Genomic DNA, 14,431 nt, shown 5'->3' with positions numbered 1-14,431 from the left:
GGAGGATCCGGTCGCTGCAAGAGCGACGAACAGACCGCATATTGCGCAGCAAACCGTTGATTTGGCTGCGTTTTCTCACCAACCCGCCTGGTGCTGCGGGCCATGCCTCGACTCGCACTCCGGCGTTTACCCTGGGGGTGCGACTCTCATTTCGATTATTTCGCTTATTTCGATTGTTTCGTTTATTCGCCGGAGTGCCGGCTTGTCGACGGCTTGCCAGCTCGCGGCCATCGCACCCGTGGGTGTTCTACAGCGCGGCCTCGATCGCCGCGGTGATCTCGCTGGAAACCGGCCGAACCCGGCTCGGCCAGGCGCCCTGCAGGCTGCCGTCCTTGCCGATCAGGTACTTGTGGAAGTTCCACTTGGGTGCCGCCCCCTCGCCCGCTTCCGCCGCGATCCACTTGTAGAGCTCGTGGGCTTCGGGCCCGATCACCTTCTGCTTGGCAGTCAGCGGGAAGGTCACGTCGTACATCGACTCGCAGAACTTCGCGATCTCGCCTTCGCTGCGCGGCTCCTGCGCACCGAAATCGTTGCAGGGCACGCCCAGCACCACGAGGCCGCGCGGACCGTAGGTCTCATGCAGGGCCTGGAGGTCGGTGTATTGCGGCGTGAACCCGCAATACGAGGCGACGTTCACCAGCAGGATCGGCTTGCCGGCCAGGCTCTTCAGATCGAGCGGCTTGCCATCGATCGCCGTGAAGCTGAAATCGTGCGCGCCCATGTCAGGCCTCCCTATCAAGGTTCGTCGTCGTAGCGCTGCTCGCGCCATGGATCGCCATAGTTGTGATAGCCGCGAACTTCCCAGAAACCCGGCTTGTCGAGTTCCGAGAATTCGATGCGCTTGATCCACTTGGCACTCTTCCAGAAGTAGAGCTTGGGGATCACGACGCGCAGCGGCCCGCCATGCTCGCGGCTGATCGGCTCGCCGTTCCAGCTCCACGCCAGCATGACGTCTTCGGCGGCAAAGTCGGCCAGCGGCACGTTGGTCTTGTAGGTGTCGTAGGAATGGAAGATCACGTGCTGCGCCGACGCCTTGGGCTTCACCAGGGCGATCAGGTCGCGGGCGCTGACGCCTTCCCACCGGTTGTCGTAGCGCGACCAGGCGGTGACACAGTGGATGTCGGTCGTCAGCCCGGTCTTCGGCAGGGCCTTGAATTCATCCCACCTCAGGGTTGCAGGGGCTTCGACCTCGCCATCGACGAACAGGCGCCAGGCATGCGTGGGAATCTCGGGCTTGATGCCGAGATCGAGCACCGGCCAGGTCTCGACCAGGCGCTGGCCGGGCGGCAGGCGCTCCGACGGCGACGCGCTCTTTCCGGTAAGCAGGCGGCCTTCCTCGGCCCACTTCTGCTTGCTGTCGACCAGCTTGTCCTTGATCTCGCCGGACAGGGTGACGTCGTCGTCGGCCATGGAACCCCTCAGATGCTGCGGCCCGCTTTCTCCCAATATGGCGCGCGCAGCTTGCGTTTGAAGATCTTGCCCGAATCCTCACGGGGAAGTGCGGCGGTGAGCTCGACCACCCGGGGCACCTTGTAGCGCGCCAGATGCTCGGCCAGATAGGCGCGCACGGATGCCGCATCCAGGGAGGCACCGGCCGCCGGCTCGACATGGGCGCAGATCTGCTCCCCGAACTCCTCGTCGGGAATGCCGAACACGGCACAGTCGCGCACGCCCGGCATCTGGATCAGCACCCCCTCGATCTCCGCCGGGTAGATGTTGACGCCGCCCGAGATGATCATGTCGCGCTTGCGATCGCACAGGAACAGGAAGCCGTCGGCATCGACGTAGCCCACGTCACCCACCGTGACGAGCTGGCCAAGCGATATCTCGCGCCGCTTGGCGTCGTCGTTGTTGTAGGTGAATTCCGACAGATGGGGACCGCGCAGGTAGATCTCGCCGACCTCGCCCTGCTTCACGGCCTGCCCATCCTCATCCACGATCCGCAGGACGCCTCCGGGCACCAGGCGGCCGACCGTGCCGGGCTTGCGCAGCGCCTCTTCCGAGCCGTGCCAGACCACGACGCCGGTCTCGGTCGCGCCGTAATATTCGTTGATGACCGGCCCCCACCACTCGATCATCTGGCGCTTCACGGCGGGCGCGCAGGGCGCGGCGCCGTGGCTGATGAAACGCAGCGACGAGACGTCGTGGCGCGCCCGGACTTCCGCCGGCAGGCGCAGCAGGCGCACGAACATGGTCGGCACGATGTGCATGTGGGTGACCCCGTGCCGCGCAACCAGGCGTAGCATGTCCTCGGCCTCGAAACGCGGCTGCAGCACCATGTGCAGGCCGAGCCTTGCGCTCGCCATGCCGTAGGCGGCCGGCGCGGAGTGGTACATCGGGCCGTTCATCAGCACGACGATCGCGGGATCGGGCTTGAGGCCCCAGAACAGGGCGGCTTCCTGAGCACCCGCCGCCTGTTGCTCGGGCGTGCTCGGCTGGCGCCGCACGCCCTTGGGCCGCCCCGTCGTCCCGGACGTGTAGATCATGCTGCCACGCGAGGGCCGCGGCGGCGCGGTGCGCGGGACGGAAGCCGCGACGAAATCGTCCCAGGCCTCGGCGCCGGCCGGCACGCGCAGCTTCTCGGGGGCCACACCGTAAGCCGCGGCGATTTCGGCCGGCGTCGGGACGGCGAACACCTTCACGCCCTCGGGCACGCCGCCGGCGATCTGCGCCAGCAGGTCGGTATGCGCCACCAGCACGCTCGCGCCGCTGTCGCGCAGGATGTAGTTCGCCTCCTCGGGCGTGAAGTGCCAGTTGATCGGCACCGCATAGGCGCCGAGCTGACTTGCGGCCATGTTCACTTCGAAGGTCGCGAAGTCGTTGCGCAGCATCAAGGCGACGCTGCCATTCTCGCCGACGCCCAGCGCCTCGAGCCCCCCGGCGGCGCGCGCGGCATTGGCCTGGATCTCGGCCCAGCTCCGGAATCTTTCTCCCGCCGTGACGCCTGCGTTCATTTTTTTCCTCCCTTCTTGCCCGGTAGCGCGAGCGCGCCCTTGAACATCAGCGCGCCGTGATAGCCGGCGAGTGTTCGGATATCCGGCCCATAATCGAGCATGCCCGCCTGCTTCAGCATGACCAGCCCATGCGTCGCGGCCCACATCGACCAGCCGAACAGCAGCGGATCGGCGTCGATCAACCCGGCCTTCACCATGTCTTCCGCCTGCCGCGTCACGAAGGTGCGGGCCCGCTTCGACTCGCGCAACAGGTCGGGATGGTCGTCGCTTATCGGCTGGTCGATCTCGAACATGATGCGATAGGCATGCGGATGCTCGTCGGCGAACCGCAGATAGGCGTCGCCCACGCGGCGCGCCCGGTCCAGCGGTTCCCCGCCTCCAGCCGCCGCAGCCTCGAGCGTGTCGGCGAACCGGGAGAAGGCCTCGGCCCGCACCGTCGCCAGGATGTCGGCCTTGTCCTTGAAGTAGCGATAGGGCGTCTTGGGACTGCAGCCCAGCGCCTCGGCGAGCTGGCGCATGGTGACGCCCTCATAGCCGAAGCGGGCGAACCGCTCGGTGGCGACCCGGCACAACTCGGCGCGGAAATCGGCGATGTCCTGTTCGGTCAGATAACGCGGCATCGAAGCCCTTTCATACACACTGTGTAAGAAAAAGCCTCCGCCCGGTCAAACCCCGTCGTCCATCAGGCGGTCTCGGCGAACAGCTCGCGGCCGATCAGCATGCGGCGGATCTCGCTGGTGCCGGCACCGATCTCGTAGAGCTTGGCGTCGCGCAGCAGGCGGCCGGTCGGATAGTCGTTGATGTAGCCGTTGCCGCCCAGCAGCTGGATGGCGTCGAGCGCCACCATCGTGGCCTTCTCGGCGGCGTAGAGGATCGCCCCGGCCGAATCCTTGCGCGTGGTCTGGCCGCGGTCGCAGGCCCTGGCGACGGCGTACACATAGGCCTTGCAGGCGTTCATCGTGGTGTACATGTCGGCCAGCTTGCCCTGCACCAGCTGGAACTCGCCGATCGCCTGGCCGAACTGCTTGCGCTCGTGGACATACGGCACGACGACGTCCATCGCCGCCTGCATGATGCCGATCGGCCCTGCCGCCAGCACCGCGCGCTCGTAGTCGAGGCCGCTCATCAGCACGTTGACCCCCTTGCCCACGGCGCCCAGCACGTTCTCCTCGGGGATCTCGCAATCCTCGAACACGAGCTCGCCGGTCGAGGAGCCACGCATGCCCATTTTGTCGAGCTTCTGGGCAACCTTGAAGCCCTTGCGGTCGGTCTCGACGATGAAGGTCGTGATGCCGCGCGAACCGGCCGCCGGATCGGTCTTGGCATAGACCACGACCAGCTGCGCATCGGGGCTGTTGGTGATCCACATCTTGGTGCCGTTCAGGACGTACCGGTCGCCCTTCTTCTCGGCCCGCAGCTTCATCGACACGACATCGGAGCCGGCCCCCGATTCGCTCATGGCGAGGCTGCCGACATGCTCGCCGGAGATCAGCTTGGGCAGGAAGCGCTTCTTCTGTTCGTCGGTGCCGGTGCGGCGGATCTGGTTGATGCAGAGGTTGGAGTGGGCGCCGTAGCTCAGCCCGACTGCCGCCGAGGCGCGGCTGATCTCCTCGACCGCCACGACATGTTCAAGATAGCCGAGGCCCGACCCGCCGAACTCCTCCTCGACAGTGATGCCGTGCAGGCCGAGTTCGCCCATCTTCGGCCACAGCTCGCGCGGGAACCGGTCGGTCTTGTCGATCTCGGCGGCGATCGGCGCCACCTCGGTCGCGGCAAATCGCTGGACCTGGTCGCGCAGCGCATCGGCGGTTTCACCCAGGCCGAAATCGAACGGCGGCATCGCATTCGGGATCATGTCTGTCCTCACCTTTGCCGGGGACGATACCTCAAAGCAGGAAGATCGTCGCCAGGCCGAGAAAGGTCAGGAAGCCGGTCACGTCGGTGACCATGGTGAGGAACACCGTCGACGAGACGGCGGGGTCTACTCCGAATTTCTGCAGACCGAGCGGGATCAGCGAACCGGCCAGCGACGCGGCCATCAGGTTGCAGACCATCGAGGCGGCAATGACCGCGCCCAGCCGCCAGTCGTGGAACACGAGCATGACCCCCACCGCCAGGAGCGTGGCAAAGAGGAGACCGTTCAGGCTGCCGACGACCGCCTCCTTGCCGATGAAGCGCAGCGCATTGGCCGCCGTCAGCTCCCCCATCGCCAGGGCGCGCACCGTGACGGTAACGGTCTGGATTCCGGCATTGCCGCCCATCGAGGCCACGATCGGCATGAGCGCCGCCAGGATGACGATCTTCTCGATCGTCTCCTCGAACTGGCTGATCACGAAGGAGGCGACCAACGCCGTGGCGACGTTAACCATCAGCCAGGGCGCCCGCAGGCGCGCCGTGCGGACGGTGTCGGCGTGCATGTCGTCGGAGCCGACGCCGCCCATCTTGAGCAGGTCTTCCTCCGCCTCCTCGTCGATCACGTCGACCACGTCGTCGACCATGATCACGCCGAGCAACCGCCCATCATCGTCGACGACCGGACATGAGACCAGGTTCTTGTCGCGGAAGACGTGCGCCACCTCGGCCTGGTCGGCCATGACCGGCAGCGACGGGATGTCGGGATCGACGATCGCGAGGATCGGCACGGGACGCTTGGTGCGCAGCATGCGGCCGAGCGGCACGGCGCCGCGCAGATGGCCGTCCGCGTCGACGACGAAGATGTCGTAGACGTCGTCGGGCAGATCGGTCGCCTCGCGGCAATGGTCGATGACCTCGCCCACGGTCCAGGTGTCGGCCACCTTGACCAGCGACCGTTGCATGAGGCGACCGGCCGCGTCCTCGGGATAGGCGAGCGCGCGCTCGATGTCGGCGCGTTCGTCGGCGGGGATCTCCGCCAGGACTTCCTGCCGTTCCTCTTCCGTCAGGTCCTCGAGGATGGTGGCGGCATCGTCGGCCTCCAGCTCGCGCGCGGCGGCCGCGATCTCCTTGCTGTCGAGCTGCTGGAGAACGTCCTCGAGGACTTCCTCGTCGAGCTCGGTCAGCGCCTCGGGATCGAGGTCACCCTTGAGGATGCCGACCAGCTTGTCGCGTTCATCCTCGGAGATCTGTTCGAGAATGGAGGCCTGGCCGGTGGCGCTGAGATTGCTCAGCAGCGCCCGCGCATCCTCTTGCCTGTCGTCGGTGAGCGCCGCCTCGACCCGCCGGACGAGGTCCGGCGTTACTTCGTCGAGATGGTCGATCTCGCCGCTCATCCACGCGCCTCGGCGAGGCGCTGCGCTTCGACCACGGCCAGCGCGGTCATGTTGAGAATGCCGCGGGCGGTCACCGACGGGGTCAGAACGTGCGCCGGCAGATCCGTGCCGAGCAGGATCGGGCCGATGTGCAGCCCGTCGGCCGCTTCTTTCAGCAGATTGAAGGAGATGTTGGCGGAATCGAGCGACGGGCAGACCACGAGGTTCGCCGGTTCCTTGAGCTTCGATCGCGGAAAGACGCTGTTGCGGATTTCGACGTTGAGCGCGGCGTCACCGTGCATCTCGCCGTCGACCTCGAGGGTCGGCGCCCGCTGGTGCAGGATCTTGACCGCGGCCGCCATCTTCTTGGCCGAGGCGTGCTCGGAGCCGCCGAAGCTAGAATGCGAGATCAGCGCGACCTTGGGCTGGAGGCCGAAGCGCAGCACCTCGTCCGCGGCCAGCAGGGTGATCTCGGCCAGCGTCTCGGGATCGGGATCGTAGTTCACGTAGGTATCGGCGATGAACAGCGCGCGGGTCGGCATGACCAGCAGGCTGAGGGCCGCCATGTTCTTGGCCCCCTCGCGCAGGCCGATGACGTCGCGCACATGCGCCAGATGGGTGCGGAAGCGGCCATAGGCGCCGGCGATCATCGCATCGGCATCGCCGAGCTTTACTGCCAGCGCGGCGATCAAGGTCGGGCTGGAGCGCACGAGGTTGCGGGCCGTCGGCTCGGTGACGCCCTTGCGCTCCATCAGCTCGAGATAGGCGCCCCAGTATTTGTCGTAGCGCGGGTCGCTGGACGGATCGACCAGCTCGACATCGACACCCGGCTGGAAGCGCAGGCCAAGCCGCTCGGCGCGCCGGCGCACGATCTCCGGCCGGCCGATCAGGATCGGCTTGGCGATGCCCTCGTCCAGGATGATCTGCGCGGCGCGCAGGACGCGATCGTCCTCGCCGGCGCTGAAGATGACGCGCTTCGGATCGGAGCGCGCCTGAGCGAAGACCGGCCGCATGACCAGACCGGACTTGAAGACGAACTGGCTGAGCTGCTGGCGGTAGGCATCGAAGTCGGTGATCGGCCGTGTCGCGACGCCGCTGTCCATGGCGGCCTTGGCGACAGCCGGCGCCAGCTCCACGATCAGGCGCGGATCGAACGGCTTGGGAATGATCTGGGTGGGGCCGAAGCCGCCCGCCTGCTCGCCGAAGGCCCGCGCCACGACCTCGGAGGGCTCCTTGCGTGCCAGAGCCGCCAAGGCGCGCACGCAGGCGATCTTCATCTCGTCGTTGACCGTCGTGGCCCCCACGTCGAGCGCGCCGCGGAAGATGTAGGGGAAGCAGAGGACGTTGTTGACCTGGTTGGGATAGTCGCTGCGGCCGGTCGCCATGATGGCATCGTCGCGGACGCCCGCCACGTCTTCCGGGGTGATCTCGGGATTGGGATTGGCCAGCGCGAAGATCAGCGGCCGGGCGGCCATCCGGGCCACCATCTCGGGCTTCAGGACGCCGGCGGCCGAGAGGCCGAGGAAGACGTCGGCGCCGCCGATCACCTCACCCAGGGTGCGGGCCTGCGTGTCGCGGGCATAGCGCTCCTTCCACGGGTCCATCTGCTCGTTGCGGCCCTTCCAGACCACACCGGCGATGTCGGTGACCCACATGTTCTCGCGCGGCAGGCCGAGCTTCTCCAGCACGCCGAGGCACGACAGGGCCGCCGCCCCCGCGCCGGACACGACCAGCTTCACCTTGGCGATGTCCTTGCCGACCAGCGACAGGGCGTTGAACAGCGCGGCCCCGACGATGATGGCGGTGCCGTGCTGGTCGTCGTGGAACACCGGGATCTTCATGCGCTCGCGCAGCTTCTGCTCGACGTAGAAGCACTCCGGCGCCTTGATGTCCTCGAGGTTGATGCCGCCGAAGGTCGGCTCGAGCGCCGCGACGATGTCGACCAGTCTGTCTTGGTCCAGTTCGGCCAGTTCGAGGTCGAAGACGTCGATGCCCGCGAATTTCTTGAAGAGGACGCCCTTGCCCTCCATCACCGGCTTGGCGGCCAGCGGCCCGATCGCGCCCAGCCCCAGAACGGCAGTGCCGTTGGTGACGACGGCGACCAGATTGGCACGGGAGGTGAGCTCGGCGGCCATCGCGGGGTCGCGCACGATCTCGTTGCAGGCCGCGGCTACGCCCGGCGAATAGGCCAGCGAGAGGTCGCGCTGGGTCGCCAGCGGCTTGGTCGGGACGACCTCGATCTTCCCGGGTCGGGGCAGGCGATGGTAACGGAGGGCGCTTTCGCTGAGATCGTCGGCCAAAGCACTCTCCCACCTGCAAACAAAAAGGGCCGCCCGTTGGCATTTGCCAACAGGCGGCGACCTTACCTTTTCGTTCGAACCGGCGATGGTGCGGCCAAGAAGACTCGAACTTCCACGCCTCGCGGCACTAGCACCTCAAGCTAGCGCGTCTACCAATTCCGCCATGGCCGCGCCGGTTCGATGGCGCGGGGGATACCAAATCGCTCCCGCAGTGGCAAGGCGGGCTTGCACGAACGAGCGGAACTGCCGATTTTGCCACAATGAACAGGCTCGAATGGCGCATCTCCGACGACGCTGTCCCCTATGACGAGGCTTTATCCACCATGGAGGCGCGTGTCGCGGCCATCCGCGCCGGGACGGCGGGCGAAATGGTGTGGCTGCTGGAGCATCCGCCGCTCTACACGGCGGGTACCAGCGCCCGGACGCAGGACCTGCTACAGCCGGCACGCTTTCCCGTCCACGTGGCCGGGCGCGGCGGCCAGTACACCTATCACGGCCCCGGCCAGCGGGTGGCCTATGTGATGCTCGACCTCCGGGCGCGCCGGCAGGATGTGCGGCGTTACGTTTCCGACCTCGAGGAATGGACCATCCGCACGCTCGGGCGCTTCAACGTCAAGGCGGAGCGGCGGGAGGGCCGTGTCGGCGTCTGGGTGGTGCGACCGGACAAGCCGCCCCTGCCCGACGGCAGCCCGCGCGAGGACAAGATCGCGGCCATCGGCGTGCGCATCCGCCACTGGGTGGCGTTCCACGGCATCTCGATCAACGTCGAGCCCGACCTGTCGCACTATGCGGGAATCGTTCCCTGCGGCATCGCCGACCATGGCGTCACGTCGCTGGTCGATCTCGGCCTGCCGGTGACCCTGGCCGATCTCGACGCGGCGCTGGCCGAGACCTTCCAGGAAGTGTTCGGCGAAATCAGGCCGTCGGCAGCCGCGTAAAGCCCGACGGCAGGACATCGAGGTCGACCGGCTCGACGTCGACGGCGTCCACCCTCGCGAGCGTCGGGCCGCGGCGGCAGGCTTCGATCATCCTGCCCACCGCGTCATCGTCACCGACCACCAGCGCCTCGACCGAGCCGTCGGTGCGGTTACGGACCCAGCCGCTGAGGCCGAGCCGCTGTGCCGTCGCCATCGCCCAGTCGCGATAGCCCACGCCCTGGACCCGCCCGGTGATCGCGAGACGCGCCTGCAACGCCATCCGGCTCAGGCGAACTCGATGATCTTCTGGTCGACGCGCAGGCTGTCGCCGGCCTTGGCGTGCAGCGTCTTGACCGTGCCGTCACGCGTGGCGCGCAGCACGTTCTCCATCTTCATCGCCTCGACCACAGCCAGCGCCTCGCCGGCCTTGATCTCCTGCCCCTCGCTCACCGCCACGGAGGCCAGCAGGCCCGGCATCGGAGACAGCAGGAACTTGGAGGTGTCGGGCGCCGCCTTGACCGGCATCAGCGCGTAGAGCTCGGCCTGGCGCGGCGTCAGCACCAGCACGTCCGCCTGCCCGCCTTCATGCGTCAGGCGCCAGCCGGAACCCAGAGTATCCACCTGCACCACGACCGGATGCTGATCGACCTTCGCCCGCAACAGCGGCTCGCCCGGCGTCCAGGCGGTCTCGATCTCGATCCTGCGGGCGTCGATGTCCACGGCGAATTCGAGGCCGCCGCCGCTCACCGAGACTGGCATCGGCGCGCGATTGAGCATGACGACGCGCTCGGACTGAGGTGCCCCTGCCCGATGCGCATGAATGCGATCGACCACGGCCGCGACCGCTGCCAGCACCGCCGGGTCCTTCGGTGGTAGATGCTCGGCCGTGAAGCCGCCCTTGAACTCCTCAGCGATGAAATTGGTCGTGAGCTTGCCCGCCCGGAACCTGGGATGGGCCATCAGCGCCGCCAGGAACGGCACGTTGTGCGACACGCCGCGGACGTAGAATTCGTCGAGCGCGCGGCGCATGCGGTCGATCGCCTCGTCGCGCGTCTTGCCGTGCGTGCACAGCTTGGCGATCATCGGGTCGTAGAACATCGAGATCTCGCCGCCCTCGTAGACGCCGGTATCGACGCGCACGTCGGGCCCCGCTTCGGGCTCGCGATACTTCACTAGGCGCCCGGTGGAGGGCAGGAAGTTGCGGAACGGATCTTCGGCATAGAGACGCGCCTCGACGGCCCAGCCCTGCAGCTTCACGTCCTTCTGCTGGAACGGCAGCCTGCCGCCCGCCGCCACGCGGATCATCAGCTCGACGAGGTCGAGGCCGGTGATCAGCTCGGTCACCGGATGCTCGACCTGCAGGCGCGTGTTCATCTCGAGGAAGTAGAACTTGCGGTTCTTGTCGACGATGAACTCGACGGTGCCGGCGCTCTTGTACTTGACCGCCTTGGCCAACGCGACGGCCTGCTCGCCCATCGCCTTGCGCGTCTTGGCGTCGAGGAACGGGCTTGGCGCCTCCTCGATCACCTTCTGGTGGCGGCGCTGGATCGAGCACTCGCGTTCCCAGAGATAGATGCAATTGCCGTGGCCGTCGGCGATCAGCTGGATCTCGATGTGGCGCGGTTCCTCGACATACTTCTCGATGAACACGCGATCGTCGGCGAACGAGGCCTTGGCTTCGTTGGTCGCCGAGCCGAAGCCTTCATGCGCTTCGGCATCGTTGTAGGCGATGCGCATGCCCTTGCCGCCGCCGCCGGCCGACGCCTTGATCATGACCGGGTAGCCGATCTTCCGGGCGATCTTCACCGCCTCGTCGGCATTGGGAATCGCCGCGAGATAGCCGGGGACCGTGCTGACGCCGGCCGCCTGCGCCAGCTTCTTGGATTCGATCTTGTCGCCCATGGCGTAGATGGCGTGGGCGTCGGGACCGATGAAGGCGATGCCGGCCTCGGCCAGCGCCTTCTGGAAGGCTTCCTTCTCGGAGAGGAACCCGTAGCCCGGATGCACCGCCTGCGCGCCCGTCGCCTTGCAGGCCTCGACGATCTTGTCGATCAGCAGATAGGACTGCGCCGAGGGCGGCGGTCCGATCAGCACCGCCTCGTCGGCCTCGCGCACATGCAGCGCGTCGGCGTCGGCTTCGGAGTAGACCGCCACGGTCTTGATACCGAGACGCTTGCAGGTCCGGATGACCCGGCAGGCGATCTCGCCGCGGTTGGCGATCAGGATCTTGTCGAACAGCGGTCCCTCGGCGGCGGGCTTCGGGGCCGGCGCCTTCTTCGCAGCCGCGACGCCTTTTGATGCGCTCTTGGCGGCGACCTTGGCGACCTTCTTCTTGGCGGCCATGCTCACATTCCTTCTTTTCTGCGATCGAAGAAGCCCCTGGCCCACATTGAGTGCGCGCCGATCAGGGGCAACCAGACGATGAGGACCCAGAGCCACCACGGATACTGGCGGCTCACGATGAAATTCAGCGGGATGATCACGAGCAGCGCGAGAAGCCCGACCATCAGGTGCTTGCGCACGATCCGGCCGCGCCTCATGCGCTCCTCGGGAGACAGATGCACGGCGTCGCCGTCACAGAGGCACGTTGCCGTGCTTGCGCCACGGGTTCTCGAGCTTCTTGGTCTCGAGCGTGGCCAGCGCCCGGCAGATGCGGCGGCGCGTGCCGTGCGGCATGATCACGTCGTCGATGAAGCCGCGATTGGCCGCCACGAACGGATTGGCGAACTTCTGGCGGTATTCCTCGGTGCGCGCCGCGATCTTGTTGGCGTCACCGACATCGGACCGGAAGATGATCTCGACCGCGCCCTTGGCCCCCATCACCGCGATCTCGGCGCCCGGCCAGGCATAGTTGACGTCGCCGCGCAGGTGCTTGGACGCCATCACGTCGTAGGCGCCGCCATAGGCCTTGCGGGTGATCACCGTGACCTTCGGCACGGTGGCCTCGGCATAGGCATAGAGCAGCTTGGCGCCGTGCTTGATGATGCCGCCGAACTCCTGGGTCGTGCCCGGCAGGAAGCCCGGCACGTCGACGAAGGTCACGATCGGGATGTTGAAGGCGTCGCAGAAGCGCACGAAGCGCGCCGCCTTGCGCGAGCTGTCGATGTCGAGGCAGCCGGCCAGCACCATCGGCTGGTTGGCCACGAAGCCCACCGTGCGGCCGGCCATGCGGCCGAAGCCCACGACCATGTTCGCCGCCCATTCCGGCGACAGTTCGAAGAAATCGCCCTCGTCCACGACCTTCAGGATCAGCTCCTTGATGTCGTAGGGCTTGTTGGGATTCTCGGGCACCAGCGTGTCGAGCGAGAAGTCGTCGCGATCGACCGGATCGAGGGTCGCGCGAACCGGCGCCTTCTCGCGATTGTTCGAGGGCAGGAAGTCGACGAAGCGGCGGAGCTGCAGCAGCGCCTCGATGTCGTTCTCATAGGCGAGGTCGGCCACGCCCGACTTCTGGGTGTGGGTGAGCGCGCCGCCCAGCTCCTCCTGCGTCACCGTCTCGTGCGTGACGGTCTTCACCACGTCGGGGCCGGTCACGAACATGTACGAGCTGTCCTTCACCATGAAGATGAAGTCGGTCATCGCCGGCGAATAGACCGCACCGCCGGCGCACGGACCCATGACCATCGAGATCTGCGGGATCACACCGGACGCCAGCACGTTGCGCTGGAACACGTCGGCATAGCCGGCGAGCGAGTCGACGCCCTCCTGGATGCGCGCGCCGCCCGAATCGTTCAGGCCGAGCACCGGGGCACCGACCTTCATGGCCATGTCCATGATCTTGCAGATCTTGGTGGCGTGCATGCCGGACAATGCACCGCCGAAGACCGTGAAATCCTGGCTGAAGACATAGACCAGCCGGCCGTTGATGGTGCCGTGGCCGGTGACCACGCCGTCGCCCGGGATCTTCTGGTTCTCCATGCCGAAATCGATCGAACGGTGCTCGACGAACATGTCGTATTCCTCGAACGACTCCGGATCGAGGAGTGCGTCGATCCGCTCGCGCGCCGTCAGCTTGCCCTTGGCGTGCTGCGCCTCGATGCGGCGCTCACCGCCGCCCAGACGCGCCGCTGCCCGCCTGCGCTCGAGTTCTTCCAACATTTTCTGCATCAAAATCTCCGGCCCTCGGTCAGTTTTCGGCCAATAACGCGATCACGTCTAGCGGAGGAATCTCTTCTCGTTGTCCTTCACCGTTCCCATGCCTTGCAAATCGAATACCGCGTCGACCGAGGCAATACTCGCCTCGACGCCGTGAATTCCGCCGTCGCGGCGGATCTGCGCGAAGGTCGCCCGCATCGCCCCGACCGCGGCGCGAATCGCATGGTTGCCCCAGATCAGCAGCCCGACCTTCTTGAGTTCACGCACCCGCGCCACCGTCATCTGGGGATAGGCGGTCGGCACCAGCGCGATCGGCACCTTGCCGTCCCATGCCTTGATGAAGGCCTCGATCTCGTCGGGCGTCTTCTGCTTGGAATGGACGAGGATCAGATCGGCGCCCGCGGCCTCGTAGGCCCGGGCCCGCTTCAGCGCCTCGTCCTGGCCGAGACCGGCGATCAGCGCCTCGGTGCGGGCCACGACCACGAGATCCGGATCGCGCCGGGCCGAACGCGCCGCTTCGATCTTGCCCTGGAACTCCTCGATGCGGACCATGTCCTGGCGGCCACCGGCGATCAGGCTGGTGACCTTGGGGAAGCTCTTGTCCTCCATCACGATCGCGCCCACGCCGGCGCGCTCGTACTGCTCGACGGCATAGAGGACGTTGATGGCGTTGCCGAAGCCGGTGTCGATGTCGGCCACCACCGGCAGGCCCGACCGGTCGGCCATGGCGCGCGTCATGTCGAGATGCTGGGTCATCGACACGATGCTGACGTCCGGCACGCCGTACAGCGCGGACAATTCGAAGCCGGAGGCCCAGATCGCGTCGAAGCCCGCTTCCGCGGCAAGCATCGCCGACAGCGGGCTGTGCGCCGCCATTGCCTCGACGAGGCCCTTCTCGGCCATGACCTTCCGTAGCCTGGTGCCCGCTCCCATGATTC

The 14,431-nt window shown here is 66.8% G+C and carries 13 protein-coding genes and 1 tRNA gene; 1 reads left to right on the top strand and 13 read right to left on the bottom strand.

Going from position 1 to position 14,431, the window contains the following annotated elements; translation table 11 throughout:
- Positions 1–247 precede the first annotated feature (247 nt).
- The 8 genes from ACO07K_RS05845 to ACO07K_RS05810 all read right to left on the bottom strand — a co-directional run bounded on the left by ACO07K_RS05845 (position 248) and on the right by ACO07K_RS05810 (position 8,652).
- Positions 248–721: a glutathione peroxidase gene (locus ACO07K_RS05845; protein WP_422034963.1), complete on the bottom strand. Its 474-nt coding sequence runs from the start codon at positions 719–721 to the stop codon at positions 248–250.
- Between the two features lie 14 nt (positions 722–735).
- Entirely contained in the window at positions 736–1,410 is a 675-nt protein-coding gene (locus ACO07K_RS05840; RefSeq protein WP_422034962.1) for a sulfite oxidase-like oxidoreductase, read from the bottom strand.
- An 8-nt stretch (positions 1,411–1,418) separates the two neighbouring features.
- Positions 1,419–2,954 (bottom strand): acyl-CoA synthetase, encoded by a 1,536-nt coding sequence (locus tag ACO07K_RS05835; RefSeq protein WP_422034961.1) that lies wholly within the window; start codon positions 2,952–2,954, stop codon positions 1,419–1,421.
- Positions 2,951–3,574 carry a TetR/AcrR family transcriptional regulator gene (locus ACO07K_RS05830; RefSeq protein WP_422034960.1) on the bottom strand — a complete coding sequence of 208 codons (624 nt, stop codon included), beginning with the start codon at positions 3,572–3,574 and terminating at the stop codon, positions 2,951–2,953. The genes ACO07K_RS05835 and ACO07K_RS05830 overlap by 4 nt, the downstream gene beginning before the upstream one ends.
- A gap of 62 nt (positions 3,575–3,636) precedes the next feature.
- A complete protein-coding gene (locus ACO07K_RS05825) occupies positions 3,637–4,809 on the bottom strand; it encodes an isovaleryl-CoA dehydrogenase (RefSeq protein ID WP_422034958.1) in 1,173 nt (390 codons plus the stop codon).
- Positions 4,810–4,840: 31 nt separating this feature from the next.
- The gene (mgtE, locus tag ACO07K_RS05820; protein WP_422034956.1) at positions 4,841–6,202 is read right to left on the bottom strand and encodes a magnesium transporter; all 1,362 of its coding nucleotides are present in this window, start codon (positions 6,200–6,202) and stop codon (positions 4,841–4,843) included.
- On the bottom strand, positions 6,199–8,481 hold the full coding sequence (locus tag ACO07K_RS05815) for an NADP-dependent malic enzyme (RefSeq protein WP_422034955.1): 2,283 nt from the start codon (positions 8,479–8,481) through the stop codon (positions 6,199–6,201). The genes mgtE and ACO07K_RS05815 overlap by 4 nt, the downstream gene beginning before the upstream one ends.
- 86 nt (positions 8,482–8,567) lie before the next feature.
- Positions 8,568–8,652: transfer RNA gene (locus ACO07K_RS05810), tRNA-Leu, on the bottom strand.
- Positions 8,653–8,741: 89 nt separating this feature from the next.
- Here ACO07K_RS05810 and lipB point away from each other — a divergent pair.
- Positions 8,742–9,419 (top strand): lipoyl(octanoyl) transferase LipB, encoded by a 678-nt coding sequence (gene lipB / locus ACO07K_RS05805; RefSeq protein ID WP_422034954.1) that lies wholly within the window; start codon positions 8,742–8,744, stop codon positions 9,417–9,419.
- Here lipB and ACO07K_RS05800 read toward each other — a convergent pair.
- The 5 genes from ACO07K_RS05800 to ACO07K_RS05780 form a co-directional block, all read right to left on the bottom strand.
- Positions 9,397–9,678 carry an acylphosphatase gene (locus tag ACO07K_RS05800; RefSeq protein ID WP_422034953.1) on the bottom strand — a complete coding sequence of 94 codons (282 nt, stop codon included), beginning with the start codon at positions 9,676–9,678 and terminating at the stop codon, positions 9,397–9,399. The genes lipB and ACO07K_RS05800 overlap by 23 nt on opposite strands.
- Before the next feature lie 5 nt (positions 9,679–9,683).
- Positions 9,684–11,636: an acetyl-CoA carboxylase biotin carboxylase subunit gene (locus ACO07K_RS05795; RefSeq protein ID WP_422036632.1), complete on the bottom strand. Its 1,953-nt coding sequence runs from the start codon at positions 11,634–11,636 to the stop codon at positions 9,684–9,686.
- 107 nt (positions 11,637–11,743) lie between these two features.
- Positions 11,744–11,938: a hypothetical protein gene (locus ACO07K_RS05790; RefSeq protein WP_324522842.1), complete on the bottom strand. Its 195-nt coding sequence runs from the start codon at positions 11,936–11,938 to the stop codon at positions 11,744–11,746.
- Positions 11,939–11,972: 34 nt separating this feature from the next.
- Complete coding sequence (locus ACO07K_RS05785) at positions 11,973–13,505, bottom strand: acyl-CoA carboxylase subunit beta (RefSeq protein ID WP_422034952.1); 1,533 nt, start codon at positions 13,503–13,505, stop codon at positions 11,973–11,975.
- A gap of 48 nt (positions 13,506–13,553) precedes the next feature.
- A complete protein-coding gene (locus ACO07K_RS05780) occupies positions 13,554–14,426 on the bottom strand; it encodes a phosphonopyruvate hydrolase (protein WP_422034950.1) in 873 nt (290 codons plus the stop codon).
- Positions 14,427–14,431 lie beyond the last annotated feature (5 nt).

The organism is Reyranella sp., from assembly GCF_965228225.1.
Taxonomy (GTDB): Bacteria; Pseudomonadota; Alphaproteobacteria; order Reyranellales; family Reyranellaceae; genus Reyranella.
The sequence above is the reverse complement of the archived record's forward strand: the minus strand, read 5'-3'. Positions and strand labels throughout refer to the sequence as shown.

What these genes read in the sequence shown, in the direction of transcription:
- ACO07K_RS05825 (WP_422034958.1), bottom strand. Translation starts at nt 4,809, where the DNA reads ATGATCCCGAATGCGATGCCGCCGTTCGATTTCGGCCTGGGTGAAACC.
- ACO07K_RS05845 (WP_422034963.1), bottom strand. Translation starts at nt 721, where the DNA reads ATGGGCGCGCACGATTTCAGCTTCACGGCGATCGATGGCAAGCCGCTC.
- lipB (WP_422034954.1), top strand. Translation starts at nt 8,742, where the DNA reads ATGAACAGGCTCGAATGGCGCATCTCCGACGACGCTGTCCCCTATGAC.
- ACO07K_RS05780 (WP_422034950.1), bottom strand. Translation starts at nt 14,426, where the DNA reads ATGGGAGCGGGCACCAGGCTACGGAAGGTCATGGCCGAGAAGGGCCTC.
- ACO07K_RS05800 (WP_422034953.1), bottom strand. Translation starts at nt 9,678, where the DNA reads ATGGCGTTGCAGGCGCGTCTCGCGATCACCGGGCGGGTCCAGGGCGTG.
- ACO07K_RS05835 (WP_422034961.1), bottom strand. Translation starts at nt 2,954, where the DNA reads ATGAACGCAGGCGTCACGGCGGGAGAAAGATTCCGGAGCTGGGCCGAG.
- ACO07K_RS05790 (WP_324522842.1), bottom strand. Translation starts at nt 11,938, where the DNA reads ATGAGGCGCGGCCGGATCGTGCGCAAGCACCTGATGGTCGGGCTTCTC.
- ACO07K_RS05840 (WP_422034962.1), bottom strand. Translation starts at nt 1,410, where the DNA reads ATGGCCGACGACGACGTCACCCTGTCCGGCGAGATCAAGGACAAGCTG.
- ACO07K_RS05785 (WP_422034952.1), bottom strand. Translation starts at nt 13,505, where the DNA reads ATGCAGAAAATGTTGGAAGAACTCGAGCGCAGGCGGGCAGCGGCGCGT.
- ACO07K_RS05830 (WP_422034960.1), bottom strand. Translation starts at nt 3,574, where the DNA reads ATGCCGCGTTATCTGACCGAACAGGACATCGCCGATTTCCGCGCCGAG.
- mgtE (WP_422034956.1), bottom strand. Translation starts at nt 6,202, where the DNA reads ATGAGCGGCGAGATCGACCATCTCGACGAAGTAACGCCGGACCTCGTC.